This window comes from Pseudoalteromonas sp. Z9A6, from assembly GCF_011378805.1.
GTDB lineage: Bacteria > Pseudomonadota > Gammaproteobacteria > Enterobacterales > Alteromonadaceae > Pseudoalteromonas > Pseudoalteromonas distincta.
This window is the reverse complement of sequence record NZ_WTKZ01000082.1, coordinates 1-13609: the sequence shown is the minus strand read 5'-3', so window position 1 is coordinate 13609 and position 13609 is coordinate 1. Positions and strand designations below refer to the sequence as shown.

14 protein-coding genes and 1 riboswitch are annotated in these 13609 nt (G+C 41.5%); of the genes, 11 read left to right on the top strand and 3 right to left on the bottom strand.

Translation table 11 applies throughout. From position 1 onward, the window contains the following. Positions 1–76: 76 nt before the first annotated feature. Complete coding sequence (locus GQR53_RS19165) at positions 77–367, bottom strand: hypothetical protein (protein WP_007585044.1); 291 nt, start codon at positions 365–367, stop codon at positions 77–79. A gap of 71 nt (positions 368–438) precedes the next feature. Here GQR53_RS19165 and GQR53_RS19160 point away from each other — a divergent pair, with 71 nt between their 5' ends. Continuing rightward, entirely contained in the window at positions 439–648 is a 210-nt protein-coding gene (locus GQR53_RS19160; RefSeq protein ID WP_002960797.1) for a hypothetical protein, read from the top strand. A gap of 8 nt (positions 649–656) precedes the next feature. Here the strand turns inward: GQR53_RS19160 and epmB are convergent, their stop codons facing one another. Further along, positions 657–1670 carry an EF-P beta-lysylation protein EpmB gene (epmB, locus tag GQR53_RS19155; RefSeq protein ID WP_033010032.1) on the bottom strand — a complete coding sequence of 338 codons (1014 nt, stop codon included), beginning with the start codon at positions 1668–1670 and terminating at the stop codon, positions 657–659. Between the two features lie 41 nt (positions 1671–1711). Between epmB and efp the strand changes: the two genes are divergently transcribed. Both efp and epmA read left to right on the top strand, forming a co-directional pair. After that, positions 1712–2278 (top strand): elongation factor P, encoded by a 567-nt coding sequence (gene efp, locus GQR53_RS19150; protein WP_024596699.1) that lies wholly within the window; start codon positions 1712–1714, stop codon positions 2276–2278. Between the two features lie 56 nt (positions 2279–2334). Then, positions 2335–3309, top strand: a complete 975-nt coding sequence (gene epmA, locus GQR53_RS19145) for an elongation factor P--(R)-beta-lysine ligase (RefSeq protein ID WP_165744956.1) — start codon at positions 2335–2337, stop codon at positions 3307–3309. A 184-nt stretch (positions 3310–3493) separates the two neighbouring features. Here epmA and GQR53_RS19140 read toward each other — a convergent pair whose 3' ends face one another. Further along, a complete protein-coding gene (locus tag GQR53_RS19140; RefSeq protein ID WP_197098231.1) occupies positions 3494–5611 on the bottom strand; it encodes a TonB-dependent receptor in 2118 nt (705 codons plus the stop codon). An 84-nt stretch (positions 5612–5695) separates the two neighbouring features. Between GQR53_RS19140 and GQR53_RS19135 the strand changes: the two genes are divergently transcribed. The 8 genes from GQR53_RS19135 (at position 5696) to GQR53_RS19100 (ending at position 13407) form a co-directional block, all read left to right on the top strand. Continuing rightward, positions 5696–6094 carry an acyl-CoA thioesterase gene (locus GQR53_RS19135; protein ID WP_010555268.1) on the top strand — a complete coding sequence of 133 codons (399 nt, stop codon included), beginning with the start codon at positions 5696–5698 and terminating at the stop codon, positions 6092–6094. 126 nt (positions 6095–6220) lie between these two features. Next, positions 6221–6619 carry an META domain-containing protein gene (locus tag GQR53_RS19130; protein WP_331461813.1) on the top strand — a complete coding sequence of 133 codons (399 nt, stop codon included), beginning with the start codon at positions 6221–6223 and terminating at the stop codon, positions 6617–6619. Positions 6620–6726: 107 nt separating this feature from the next. Then, positions 6727–6841, top strand: a riboswitch (TPP riboswitch). 142 nt (positions 6842–6983) lie between these two features. Then, entirely contained in the window at positions 6984–8936 is a 1953-nt protein-coding gene (gene thiC / locus GQR53_RS19125) for a phosphomethylpyrimidine synthase ThiC (protein WP_165744955.1), read from the top strand. Positions 8937–9066: 130 nt separating this feature from the next. Then, the gene (locus tag GQR53_RS19120; RefSeq protein WP_165744954.1) at positions 9067–10077 is read left to right on the top strand and encodes an FAD-dependent oxidoreductase; all 1011 of its coding nucleotides are present in this window, start codon (positions 9067–9069) and stop codon (positions 10075–10077) included. A gap of 7 nt (positions 10078–10084) precedes the next feature. Beyond that, positions 10085–10279 carry a sulfur carrier protein ThiS gene (gene thiS, locus GQR53_RS19115; RefSeq protein WP_002960781.1) on the top strand — a complete coding sequence of 65 codons (195 nt, stop codon included), beginning with the start codon at positions 10085–10087 and terminating at the stop codon, positions 10277–10279. Between the two features lie 5 nt (positions 10280–10284). Next, the gene (locus GQR53_RS19110) at positions 10285–11076 is read left to right on the top strand and encodes a thiazole synthase (protein ID WP_165744953.1); all 792 of its coding nucleotides are present in this window, start codon (positions 10285–10287) and stop codon (positions 11074–11076) included. Between the two features lie 10 nt (positions 11077–11086). Beyond that, positions 11087–12622: a thiamine phosphate synthase gene (gene thiE, locus GQR53_RS19105; protein ID WP_165744952.1), complete on the top strand. Its 1536-nt coding sequence runs from the start codon at positions 11087–11089 to the stop codon at positions 12620–12622. Between the two features lie 35 nt (positions 12623–12657). Then, positions 12658–13407, top strand: a complete 750-nt coding sequence (locus tag GQR53_RS19100; RefSeq protein WP_165744951.1) for a HesA/MoeB/ThiF family protein — start codon at positions 12658–12660, stop codon at positions 13405–13407. Positions 13408–13609: the final 202 nt, after the last annotated feature.

Genomic DNA, 13609 nt, shown 5'->3' with positions numbered 1-13609 from the left:
AAAAGATCGGTCAACCGATCAAAAATACCTTAACTGATCGGTGTTAGCTAAATAGCGGCATTTTTATTTTTAAGCTTTACTTAAAAGTAGCTAACAACGTGAGTATTTGTTGTAACTTAATAACGGTTGTTTTCAGTTTTTCTTCTTCAAAACCATCGTTAGATAAGCTTTCAACATCAGCGGCTACGTCAAGTACGTAAGGCTTAAAACGTTTAGCTTCAAAGCTAAAGCCAGAATCGGCAGTAAATAAGGCTTTAAACTTACCGTGACCTTGCTGTTGAAGCTCGTCGAGTTTTTTGTCAGCATCAAGTGCCTGACGGTAAACAATTTTTAAGTTGGCATTGAGTTGTTCAATAATAGAATCCATGGTTTTCCTAAAGCTTTGCACTGCATTGCCGACATAATACTTGGATTACATTTAAAAGTCAGGTTTGTTATATGAATATATCAGGCACAAGTTTACCCGCTGTTTCTGGCTCAGGCCAAGGCAGTGAGCTTTATAGCGCTGCTTTATCTAAAAAGCAGCAACTAGCAGATGGCGCAGCAGCACTTGCACTTATTGAAGGTGCTGCACAATCGTCAAGTGCACAAACACCGGCTAAATCGGTAACTGCATCATTGGGTAACAACGTAAATATATACGTTTAAATGCTGTTTTAAATTAGCTTAAGATCGATAGGTGTTTTGCTTTTTTGACCACCGATTTCTCTTACTAATTTAGGCACTAAAAATCCAGGCAGAGCTTTTAATAGCTCTGCCATTATTTCAATTGCTTGCGCTTCATTAATATCAAAGTGGCTGGCCCCTTCAACTTTATCTAGCAAATACAAATAATACGGCAATACGTCTGCGTCAAATAACGCTTCGCTTAAATTTATTTGCGCATCGAGCGTATCATTCACATCTTTTAAAATTACAGCTTGGTTTAGAAGCGTTACGTTTGCTTGTTTAAGCTTTTGCATGGCAGCTTTAAAATCAGCGTCTATTTCGTTGGCGTGGTTTATGTGATTAATAAAAATAATTTTTAATGGCGATTTTGCTAATCTCTCACATAACTCATCGGTCACTCGCGCCGGTATAACTACTGGCAAACGGCTATGAATTCGCATTCGTTTTATTTGTGGTAATTGCTCAAGCTCATCCAAAAACCAGCTTATTGCATCGTCTTTGGCCATCAGTGGATCGCCACCACTTAAAATCACTTCGTTTATATTGCTATCTGATTTTATATAGCTCAGAGTTTCAAGCAGACTTTTTTTATTGAGTTGGTTTTCTTGATACGGAAAATGCCTTCTAAAGCAGTAACGACAATTTACAGCACAGCCGGTTTTAAACATCACCAAAACACGCGATTTGTACTTATGTAAAAGGCCTGGTTGGTCGTTATCTTGCTCAAGTAGGGGATCTTTATTAAAACCCGATTTAGTCAAAAATTCTTGATGGCGTGGCATAACTTGTAGCAAAAGAGGATCGTTTGGATCGCCTTTGCGTATTTTTTTTATAAAAGGGATAGGCACGCGTACCGGAAATAAACTGCGGGCTTTTAGGTCGTTTTCATGGACTTGGCTCGATAAACCGACCATTTCAAGCAAGGTTTTTGGGCAGGTAACTACATTTGCTAATTCTTTTTGCCAGTTTTTATGCAAATTTGCTTCATTTCTTTGTATCATTGGCATGTAGATTACTCGAAAAAATATAAATAGAGGAAACGATGGCGAATTATAGCACCAACGAGTTCAAGGGCGGCCTAAAAATTATGATGGACGGCGAGCCTTGCAGTATCTTAGAAAATGAAATGGTAAAACCTGGTAAAGGCCAGGCGTTTAACCGTGTTCGTATCCGTAAACTTATCTCTGGTAAGGTGCTTGAAAAAACCTTTAAATCGGGTGAATCAGTTGAAGGTGCTGATGTAATGGATACTGATTTAGCGTATCTATACACAGACGGCGAATTTTGGCATTTTATGAACAACGAAACATTTGAGCAAATTGCTGCTGACGAAAAAGCACTAGGCGATGCAGTTAAATGGTTAGTTGAAAATGATTTATGCACAATTACATTATGGAACGGCAGCCCTATTGCTGTTACACCACCTAACTTTGTTGAGCTTGAGATCACTGAAACAGATCCTGGCCTTAAAGGCGATACAGCGGGTACTGGTGGTAAACCAGCAACGCTTAGCACAGGCGCTGTGGTACGAGTTCCATTATTCGTACAAATTGGCGAAGTAATTAAAGTAGACACTCGTAACGGTGAATACGTAAGCCGTGTTAAGTAAGCTTTAACATTGTTTATAAAATCCCAGCTTACGCTGGGATTTTTTTTGGAGAAAATATGTCAGCAGATCTTTGGGCCCCAAGCGCAAGCATTGAAACACTAAAACAACGCGCATCGATATTACGTAGTATCCGTGAATTTTTTTATGTACGTGATGTTTTAGAAGTAGAAACGCCAAGCTTAAGTGCTGCTAGTGTAACCGATGTGCACTTAGCTAGTTTTAATACCAAATTTGTAGGTCCAGGGCATGCTGGTGGGCTTCTTCTATTTTTACAAACATCTCCAGAGTTTGCTATGAAACGCTTGTTAGCAGCAGGCTCAGGCGCTATTTTTCAGCTTTGTAAGGCATTTAGAAATGAAGAAGCGGGTAGCCATCATAATCCTGAATTTACTATGCTGGAATGGTATCGCCCAGGCTTTGATGAATTTGCACTTATGGATGAAATGGATGAGTTAATGCAACTTGTTTTAGGTGTCGAGCCTGCAACTAGACTTACCTATCAGCAAGCGTTTGAAAAAGCACTCGGCCTCGATCCGTTAACAGCAAGCATAGAGCAATTAAAGCAACTAGCGTGTGAGCAAGGGTTTGCTGATATAGCCCAAAATGAAACGCATAAAGATACATTACTGCAATTATTGTTTTGTATGAAAGTGGAGCCAACAATAGGACAAGAAAAACCGTGTTTTGTTTATCATTTTCCAGCCTCTCAAGCGGCCCTTGCACAAATTTGTGAACATGATGCACGCGTAGCAGGGCGCTTTGAGCTTTATTACAAAAATATGGAATTAGCTAACGGCTTTAACGAATTAACAAATGCTAGTGAGCAAGCTAAACGTTTTAATGAAGATAACACATACCGCGCTAACAACGGTTTAAAGCAAGTACCAATGGATACACGTTTAATTAAAGCGCTAGATCATGGATTACCACAATGCGCAGGGGTTGCTTTAGGGATTGATAGGTTGGTAATGCTCGCAACAAATAAAGAAAAAATTAAAGACGTAATAGCGTTTGATGTGCAAAGAGCGTAATGCTTAGCCTGTAGGCGTAGGTGTAATATTTGTAGGTGCGAATTTATTTCGCGCTCGTGTAATTTAACTTTATAAAAAAGCGAGGTATAAAACCTCACCTACAAATAAAAACACCGCGTTTAAATTAAACGCGGTGTTTTTATTTGCTTGCTGTAGCTTTCATTTGAAAGCCAACGGCTGTGCTTTACAGATTAAGTGTAAACGTAACACCTGCAACACGAGGCTCACCTAATTGTGTGTAGGTATGCGTTGTGTAACCATCTTGTGGATCGTTACCAAACTCAAAACCACGTGTAGGGACTGTCTCGTCAAACACGTTACGAGCCCACGCGCGAACTGCCCACATGTCTGCTTCGTAACCAAAGCTTAAGTTAACTAAGTTGCTGCTTGGTGCCTGTGAGTTATGACTATCTGAGAAGTAGTAGTCGTCCTTACCTTCAACACCAATCATACCGTAAAGCTCACTTGTAAAGTTATAGCGAGCAGTAAACGCATACTGGTATTTAGGTGACTGTGCTTGCTCACGACCGTCTTGGTTTAAGCCAGACTGCGTTACAAAGTCATCTATTTCAGTGTTTAAGTAACCAGCACTACCCGTTAAAAATAGATTATCAGTTAGTTGGTAACTACCTTCAACTTCTAATCCGTAGTTGCTACCAGAACTTGCGTTATCAACATAACCGGTAAATTGCTGACCTTCTACTTGCCATGCTTTTAACTGAATATCGTCGCGGTGCATGTAAAATGCAGCTAAGCGAAGCGTAAATTTGTCATCAAGCGATGAGCCTTTAACACCAAATTCGCCACTCCATAAATATTCAGGGTCGAAACTGGTGTGTTGCTGGAAAAAATCAGCGCTTAGGTTTAAGCCTTCATCTTTTGCTTTAGCCAGTGCTTCTGAGTTAATACCACCGGCTTTGTAACCACGGGTAATGCTGGTGTAGATCATAGTGCGATCAATTACTTGATATTCTAGAGCAATTTTACCGCCAACCATTACGTCGTCGGTGTCTTGTATAAAGCCATTGCTATCGGTGTAGTCGCCTTGGTATTGCTCTACACGTAAACCTGTAATTAATGTTGTTTTAGGGCCAATTGGAGTCGCTACTTGACCATATACTGCAACGTTACTCGTTTCGTAAGTTGAAGAAAACGGGCTTGCTAACCATGTGTATTGGCGCTCTAAATCAACGTCACGGTTTTGGTAATAAATACCCGCAACCCAGTTACCCGTTTTAGAATTAAACTGTAAATCTACAGACTGATCGTCGCGATCGCGGCTGTATAAATCAGTTGAGCTGTATCCATCTGGATGTAAGCCAGCAGCACATAACTTTGGCTCACTTGTATCGTTACACACCCAGTCTTCATCAAAACTATAAAGCAGCTCGGTATCAATAGCCGACAGGTTTAGGTTTACATCAAATAAATCAAAACCCGTGTAAGTATTATTAATACCTATTGCGTAGCTTTCTTGATTATCTTGGCCTGGTTCATCGGCTACACTATTGCGGCTGTTATCAAGCGTAAACGCATCGTAGCCATTGTTTATATCAATATAGTGAAGGTTTAGCTCAGTATTTAAATGCTCTGTAAGCTGGCTGTTTAATTTAAAGCGCGCTACTTGTTCGTCTTGATTTTGTGTTTCGTCATTTAAGTACAAGTTATCTACGTAGCCGTCTGACTTTCTGCGAAAGTAGCTAACGCGTGCGCTAGTGTCATCTGTTAAGCCTGTGCTTGCTGCAATGCCTGCTTCGCGGGTGTTGTATGTGCCAGCACCTACTTGTAATTTTAAGCTTGGATCGCTTGTGGCTTTAGCTGAACCCATTTGGATCATACCGGCCATACCGTCTGCGCCAAAGCGTGTACCTTGTGGACCACGGTAAATTTCTACTTGGTCTATATCAAATAATAATGAACTGCCACCAAGGCCAGAATAGTTAATACCATCAATAACTAAGCCTACAGATGGATTAATAGGATCTACAAATTGTGAACGAAGTCCCACGCCACGAATTTGAATATAACGACCGCGCGACGCACCAGATGCAAAATTTACATTGGCGGTACTGCCTAACATTTCGTCTAAGTAACTTGCACCACGTTGATTAATTTCATCTTCGCTGAATAAGCTCGCACTCGCGCTTAAAGTTTGAATGCTTTCGCGCTGAAAATCGCCAGTTACAACAATTCTTTCAAGGTCGCTATCATCAGCGTTAGCTGCAATTGGTGCACCAAGCAGCGGTAAAAGTGCGGCAGTAATTAAAGACAAACGTAAGTTCATTGGGTTACTTAACTCCATTTTAGGGACTCGTATGGTAGCAATTATTTAAACACATGTGCTATAAACGCGGCAATTATACGTTAAATAATCAGGATTACTAATATGACCTTTAAAGTTGACTTCAAGGTACGTGATTACGAATGTGACTTACAAGGTATTGTAAACAACAGCGTCTATTTTAATTATTTAGAGCATGCTCGACATGAATTTTTGTACGCACACGGTATTGATTTTGCTCAATTAGCAAAAGATAAAATTAACCTAGTCGTGATGCGTAGCGAAATGGACTATAAACATTCACTATTACCAGGTGATGAATTTTATGTAGCTGTAGAGCCGCAGCGTATTAGTCGTTTAAAATTTGCCTTTAAGCAAACGGTTATACGTAAAAGCGATGAAAAAGTAATGCTCAATGCGCTGGTTATAGGGACGTCTGTTAATGAAAAAGGTAGGCCATTTTTACCAGAGCAGATAGATAACGTATTCAAAACTACAACTTAGTACTTAATCGGACAACTTTTAAACTATCATAGAACAAAAATTTACATTTAAAACATGCATTTTTAACGGATAAAGGGCATAAATATTGTTACTATTACATTAATTAGACAATTAGTTAGTAGTAGCATGAAATTAGCAGCAATACCGATGCTTATAGTCGGTTTATGTGTTGGTTGCGCATCAACAGGGACGGTTACCAGTGAGCAGCTTAAATACACCCAATGGCAATTATCACGTGTTGATGGTTTAGCAATTCCACCTTCGTTTAATGCATCAATGAGCTTTATTGAAGCGCTGCAAGTAAACGGTTTTGCTGGCTGTAACAAATTTTTTGGTGAGGGTTCGCTTGAAGAAAGTAACCTTACTGTAAGTAAATTAGGAATGACGCGCAAGTCGTGCGGCGAAGAGCTTGATGAGTTTGAGCAGCAGTTATTACAAGCCTTAAAGCAAGGTGCAGAACTTAAATTGCAAGACCAGCAATTAGTCATGCAAGGCGAGCAAACATTTGTGTTTATCCCTAAATAATTTTAAGTTTTTGAAAAACAGCCCCTTGCGGGCAGTTTTTAACTGACGTACACTCAGCGCAGATTTGTTGAATAATATCTTCGAATCGACGAACAAAATTTATATATCAATACTTGTCGGAGTGCCAAAGCTAAGTAATTAGTTTTTGGCTGAGATCGCGAAAGCGGGATCCGTGAACCTGATCAGGTTAATACCTGCGTAGGGAACAAGCTGCCTAAAATAGGACGCTTGTGCGTCTTTTTTTATGCGCACAATAAAGTGATTTTGTTTTTTTAGGCTGCAAAGTAGCATGTACGCTACTTTACGATCTTTCTCTATTCCTCGGAATATCTGACAAGACAACCCTTAAGCAATGAGGCAAGTCATGTCAAATACTACAAATAAAGCGTCACGCCGAGAAACTCGTGCTGCCGCGTCTGAATATATTTATAACTTAACGGGTCAACCGTTCCCAAATTCTCATAAAGTATACGTTGAAGGTACTCAACCAGGCGTACGTGTTGGTATGCGTGAAATCACGCTAAGTGATACGTTTATAGGCGGCACAGATGAAAACCCTGTTTATGAGTCAAACGATCCGCTTCGTGTTTACGATACGTCGGGCCCGTATACCGATCCTAATTTTGAACTAGACGTACGCAAAGGCTTACCAAAGTTTCGTGAACAATGGATTGAAAACCGTGGTGACACTGAAATTTTAGAGTCAGTGACGTCGCAGTTTTCGCAGCAGCGCATGGCAGATGAAGGGCTGGATCATATTCGTTTTGAGCACTTGCCAAAAATTCGCCGTGGTGTCGCTGGTAAAAACGTAACGCAAATGCACTACGCACGCCAAGGAATTATTACCCCTGAAATGGAATACGTAGCTGTTCGTGAAAATATGGGGCGTGCAGAAATTCGTAAAGAATTACTTGCCGCTCAGCATAAAGGGGAGTCGTTTGGCGCGAGTATTCCTGAATTTATTACCCCAGAGTTTGTACGCGACGAAATAGCCCGTGGTCGCGCTATTTTACCAAATAATATAAACCATCCAGAAACAGAACCTATGATTGTAGGGCGTAACTTTTTAGTTAAAGTTAACGCCAACATTGGTAATTCATCGGTTAGCTCATCTATTGAAGAAGAAGTAGAAAAAATGGTGTGGTCTACCCGCTGGGGCGCAGACACCGTGATGGACTTATCAACGGGGCGTTACATTCACGAAACGCGTGAATGGGTTGTACGTAACTCGCCTGTACCTATTGGCACAGTACCGATTTATCAAGCGCTTGAAAAAGTAAACGGTGTGGCTGAGGATTTAACGTGGGAGATTTTCCGCGATACGCTTATTGAACAAGCCGAGCAGGGTGTTGATTACTTTACTATTCATGCCGGTGTACTGCTTCGTTACGTACCAATGACCGCTAAACGTGTAACCGGTATTGTGTCGCGCGGTGGCTCGATTATGGCTAAGTGGTGTTTAGCGCATCACAAAGAAAACTTTTTATACACGCACTTTGAAGACATTTGCGAAATTTTAAAACAATACGATGTATGTTTTTCACTCGGTGATGGCCTTCGCCCAGGTTCTATTGCTGATGCCAACGATGAAGCGCAGTTTAGTGAGCTGCGCACATTAGGTGAACTGACTAAAATTGCGTGGAAGCACGACGTACAAGTATTTATTGAAGGCCCAGGGCATGTGCCAATGCACATGATTAAAGCCAATATGGATGAGCAATTAAAGCATTGCGACGAAGCGCCATTTTACACTTTAGGCCCGTTAACGACCGATATTGCACCAGGGTATGACCATATTACTTCTGGTATTGGTGCCGCTCAAATAGCATGGTACGGCTGTGCAATGCTTTGCTATGTAACACCTAAAGAGCATTTAGGTCTGCCAAATAAAGAAGATGTTAAAGAAGGCTTAATTACCTACAAAATAGCTGCACATGCCGCCGATTTAGCAAAAGGTCACCCTGGTGCGCAAGAGCGCGATAACGCCTTATCAAAAGCGCGCTTTGAATTTAGATGGCATGACCAATTTAATATTGGTTTAGATCCAGATCGAGCTCGCGAGTACCACGACGAAACCCTTCCGCAAGAATCAGGTAAAGTGGCTCACTTTTGCTCCATGTGTGGACCTAAATTTTGTTCTATGAAAATTAGCCAAGAAGTACGCGATTACGCTAAAGATTTAGAGACACGCGGTATTGATCCTAATAACGCTGGCGACGCTATTGAAATAAAAATGGTTGATGTAGAAGCCGAAATGAAAGCTAAGTCAGCTGAGTTTAAGCAAACAGGCTCAGAGATTTACCACAAAGCGGTATAAAGTAATTACCGGCTAGAAGTTAGATATAAATGATAGGTGAGATTTTATGCCTCGCTTTTTAATTAATTTTAGAGGCGAGAAGTAAATTATCATCTACTTATATTACTAATAACTGCTTTTGGAGGTTTTTATGTTTTATAACATTGCGGTGGTTGGGTTTGGTTTAGCGGGCAGGTTAGCTGCGCTTGAGCTAAGTAAACAGCACCAAGTAACTGTTTTCGAAGCGGACGACGAGCATACAAAAAGCAGTGCGGGCAAAGTAGCTGCGGCAATGCTCGCCCCGCTTGCTGAGTCGGTGTTATGTGAGGCTGATTTAGCTTTAATGGGTCTTGATTCAATGAAGCGTTGGCCCGGCATTATTGCAGAGCTTGAAAGTGACGTTTTTTTTCAGCAGCAAGGCACTTTGGTCATTGCGCACCAGCAGGACAAAGGCGATTTACAAAGCTTTGCACAGCGTATAAAACCACTAGCTGATCACACTGCCGAGCATATAAATGCTCAACAAATTACAATGCTTGAACCTGAACTGGCAGGGCGCTTTAATCAAGGCTTATTTTTACCCTGCGAGGGGCAAATTGATAACCAAGCATTTTATAAAGCCAGCTTTGCACAGCTCAACAAACGCAAAGTAAAATTTGTATTTAATCAGCGCGTAACCATTAGCGACAACAAAATAAACAATCGACCATTCGATTATATTATTGATTGCCGTGGGCTTGGTGCTAAAAATACTCAAGATGATAAACCGCTTAGAGGTGTGCGCGGCGAAGTAGCAAGGTTATACGCACCAGAGGTAAGTTTAATCAGGCCCGTGCGTTTAATGCACCCGCGTTATCCAATTTATATAGCGCCTAAACCTAATCATGAATATGTAATTGGTGCGACTGAAATAGAGTCACAAGACAATGGTGCCGCTACAGTGCGCTCAACTCTTGAGTTACTTTCAGCGGCTTATACCGTACACAGCGGATTTGCCGAAGCACGACTACTTAATATTCAAGCCGGATTACGCCCTGCATTTAGCGATAACCGCCCAGAAGTATCACAAGTTGGCAATGTAATTAGCATTAACGGCTTATATCGCCACGGTTATATGCTGGCACCGGCATTAGTGGCGCAAGCAGTTTCACGAATAGAGTGAGAATAAAATGAACATTACAATTAATGGCGAGCTACTTAATGTTAATAGCAAAGCGCTCGTTGAGGTACTTCAAAGTTTTGGTGCAGTTGCGCCTTTTGCTGTGGCTGTTAATGGCGAATTTATTCCACAAAGTCGGCACAGTAACTATGTACTTAATGAAGGCGACAGTGTTGAGTTGCTGTCACCCATTCAAGGCGGATAAAGCTCATGCAAACTAAAGACTGTTTAACTATTTATGGTGAGCAAGTAAATAGCCGTTTATTAATAGGCTCTGCGCTTTATCCGTCGCCTGATATCATGACCCAATCGATAGTCGCCTCTGGTGCTGAAATTGTAACCGTGTCGCTTAGGCGCCAACAAAGTGCAGCAGCCGGTGATGACTTTTGGCAGTTAATAAAAAATACAGGCTTAAAAATACTCCCTAATACTGCAGGGTGCCACAGTGTAAAAGAGGCGATTACACTTGCAAAAATGTGCCGAGAGGTATTTGCCACCGACTGGATTAAGCTGGAGCTGATTGGCGATGATTACAATTTACAGCCTGACCCTTTTGCGTTACTTGAAGCCACAAAAATATTAATTAATGATGGCTTTAAAGTATTGCCTTATTGCACCGATGACTTAGTACTTTGCCAGCGCTTAAATGAGCTAGGGTGTGAGGTGCTTATGCCGTGGGGAGCGCCAATAGGCACCGGTAAAGGCTTGTTAAATAGCTATAATTTAAAAACTATTCGAGAGCGTTTACCCGATACCACATTAATAGTAGATGCAGGTTTAGGTTTGCCATCGCATGCCTGCCAAGCACTCGAAATGGGGTATGATGCGGTATTATTAAATTCAGCCATTGCAGGGGCGGGCTGCCCAATTACTATGAGCCGCGCATTTAAAGTCGCAGTTGAAGCAGGGCGCTTTGCATATCAAGCAAAAGCAATGCCTGAAAAAGACGTTGCAGCCCCATCAACCCCAACAATGGGTATGCCATTTTGGCATCAGCAGTGAAGGAAAGAATATGAATAACGTAGTGTGGACAATTGCCGGTTCTGATTCGGGCGGCGGTGCCGGTATTCAAGCTGATATAAAAGCAATGCAAAGTTTTGGTGTACATGGCTGCACGGCAATTACGGCGCTTACTGCACAAAATAGTTTAGGCGTAGAGGCTATTAATGCAGTGTCTACCGATATTATTGAATCGCAGTTACTAGCGCTTGAAAAAGACATGAAAGCCAAAGTGATAAAAATTGGCATGTTAGCCAATGTGCAGCAAATTCAGTTGATCAGCGAACATATAAGTCATTATAAAGCTAAATGGCCGGTGCCTCCCGTTATTGTATATGACCCTGTCGCTATTGCCTCAAGCGGTGACTTACTAACAGAAGAAGACACGGTAAGCGCAATAAAAGAATGCCTACTGCCGCTGGTGGATGTAATAACCCCAAACACCCACGAAACACAGTTATTAACCGGTGTGTATTTAATTGGCCCGGCTGCAATAAAAGAAGCGGCTAATAAGCTATTAAGCTGGGGTGCAAAAGCCGTTGTTATTAAAGGCGGGCATTGGGATTACCCAAGTGGCTACTGCATTGATTATTGTATTGATAGTAATACACAAAATGGCGAAGAATATTGGTTAGGCAATCAAAAAATACAAACACCGCATAACCACGGCACCGGATGTAGCATGGCTTCGGTCATTGCTGCGTGTTTAGCTAAAGACTACCCATTAAAAGATGCCTTTATTTTAGCTAAAGCATATATAAACCAAGGGCTAAAACAGTCGGTACGCTATGGCGAAGGGATTGGACCGGTTGCTCATACATCGTTCCCCACTAATTTAGCTGACTACCCACAAGTGATTGAGCCGGGGAGCTGGCTGGGTGATGAACTAGATTTTGATGTGCCGCTTGATTTTAATATGGCCGCTGATTTTGCACCTTGTGAAAGTAAATCGCTTGGCTTATATGCGGTTGTAGATAGTACCGATTGGCTAGAAAAATGCTTACAACAAGGCATTAAAACAGCGCAGTTACGCGTTAAAAATAAAACGCAAGACGAACTTGATGAGCTGATTAAGCAAGCTGTTGAGCTGGGCAAACAATACAACGCACAGGTATTTATAAATGACTACTGGCAGTTAGCTATTAAGCATGGTGCATATGGCGTGCATTTAGGGCAAGAGGATTTAGACATTGCTAATTTAGCGGCAATTAAAGACGCTGGGTTAAAGCTTGGGCTTTCTACTCATGGTTTTTATGAAATGCTACGTGCGCATAATTATCGCCCTAGTTACATGGCATTTGGTGCTATTTACCCAACCACAACAAAAGATATGACAGGGCAAATACAAGGCCTTGAAAAGCTGATTAAGTTTGTACCTCTTATGCAAAGCTACCCAACAGTAGCAATAGGTGGGATTGATTTAAGCCGTGCTGAGCAGGTAGCGAAAACTGGCGTAGGCAGTGTTGCCGTAGTGCGTGCGATTACCGAAGCAGATAATTACGTAGAGGCTATAAGCGCTCTGCAAGTGGCCATAAGCAGTGCCAATTAAAACTAACAAGGGTAATACTAATAAGGCTGATAAACGTGAGTGAGCTAAGCGATAAAGAAACCCTACGTTACAGCCGCCATTTATTGCTTGAAGAAGTTGGGCTTGAAGGGCAATTAACACTTAAATCCTCAACGGTTGCAGTAGTGGGGGCTGGTGGTCTAGGTAGCCCAGCGCTTTTATATTTAGCCGCTGCAGGTATTGGAACGCTTATTTTAATTGACGATGATGAGGTTGAGCATTCAAACTTACAACGCCAAGTGCTTTATAAAATAAATCACTTAGGACAAAGCAAGGTCGCTGCAGCGGGTAAAGTATTAGCGAGCCTGAATAATCAAATAAACATAGTAACGCATTGTCAAAAGCTAGATGAGAGTAATGCAGCTAACATGCTCAAAGGTGCTGACATCGTACTTGATTGCTCTGATAACTTTAGTACTCGCTATAGTGTTAACCGTTATTGTATTAGCAATAAAACACCGTTAATTTCGGGTGCTGCATTGGCAACCAAAGGGCAATTAATGGGCTTTGATTTTAGGCAAAGTGATAGCCCGTGTTATGGCTGTGTTTTTCCACAAAGCGAAGCTACACCAGTTATCAATTGCAGTAACGCAGGGGTTATTAGCCCGCTACTTGGTGTAATAGGCTCTATGCAGGCGCAACTTACGCTTAACTTATTGCTAGGGCATGCAGAGGGGTGTGAATTTATAACCTTTGATGCGCTTACTTTAAAGCAGCAGCATTTCAAAGTGATTAAAGATTCAGAGTGTAAAGAGTGTGGAAAATAGGTTTTGAAGGGGGCTGTGCCTTTTATTACATGTGGCGTTAAAGAATTAAAAGCTGCGCTTTTCGCGTAAGCAGGCTTTGCGCCTACAAAAATAAAAAACCGCGTTTAAATAAACGCGGTTTTTTTAATTTCGAATTAACGATTTATTTTAGTCGCGCGGATTCAAACCTGAAGTGCATAACGTTTAGGCGGCTTTAGCCGCC

What these genes read in the sequence shown, in the direction of transcription:
- GQR53_RS19165 (WP_007585044.1), bottom strand. Translation starts at nt 367, where the DNA reads ATGGATTCTATTATTGAACAACTCAATGCCAACTTAAAAATTGTTTAC.
- GQR53_RS19160 (WP_002960797.1), top strand. Translation starts at nt 439, where the DNA reads ATGAATATATCAGGCACAAGTTTACCCGCTGTTTCTGGCTCAGGCCAA.
- epmB (WP_033010032.1), bottom strand. Translation starts at nt 1,670, where the DNA reads ATGATACAAAGAAATGAAGCAAATTTGCATAAAAACTGGCAAAAAGAA.
- efp (WP_024596699.1), top strand. Translation starts at nt 1,712, where the DNA reads ATGGCGAATTATAGCACCAACGAGTTCAAGGGCGGCCTAAAAATTATG.
- epmA (WP_165744956.1), top strand. Translation starts at nt 2,335, where the DNA reads ATGTCAGCAGATCTTTGGGCCCCAAGCGCAAGCATTGAAACACTAAAA.
- GQR53_RS19140 (WP_197098231.1), bottom strand. Translation starts at nt 5,611, where the DNA reads ATGGAGTTAAGTAACCCAATGAACTTACGTTTGTCTTTAATTACTGCC.
- GQR53_RS19135 (WP_010555268.1), top strand. Translation starts at nt 5,696, where the DNA reads ATGACCTTTAAAGTTGACTTCAAGGTACGTGATTACGAATGTGACTTA.
- GQR53_RS19130 (WP_331461813.1), top strand. Translation starts at nt 6,221, where the DNA reads ATGAAATTAGCAGCAATACCGATGCTTATAGTCGGTTTATGTGTTGGT.
- thiC (WP_165744955.1), top strand. Translation starts at nt 6,984, where the DNA reads ATGTCAAATACTACAAATAAAGCGTCACGCCGAGAAACTCGTGCTGCC.
- GQR53_RS19120 (WP_165744954.1), top strand. Translation starts at nt 9,067, where the DNA reads ATGTTTTATAACATTGCGGTGGTTGGGTTTGGTTTAGCGGGCAGGTTA.
- thiS (WP_002960781.1), top strand. Translation starts at nt 10,085, where the DNA reads ATGAACATTACAATTAATGGCGAGCTACTTAATGTTAATAGCAAAGCG.
- GQR53_RS19110 (WP_165744953.1), top strand. Translation starts at nt 10,285, where the DNA reads ATGCAAACTAAAGACTGTTTAACTATTTATGGTGAGCAAGTAAATAGC.
- thiE (WP_165744952.1), top strand. Translation starts at nt 11,087, where the DNA reads ATGAATAACGTAGTGTGGACAATTGCCGGTTCTGATTCGGGCGGCGGT.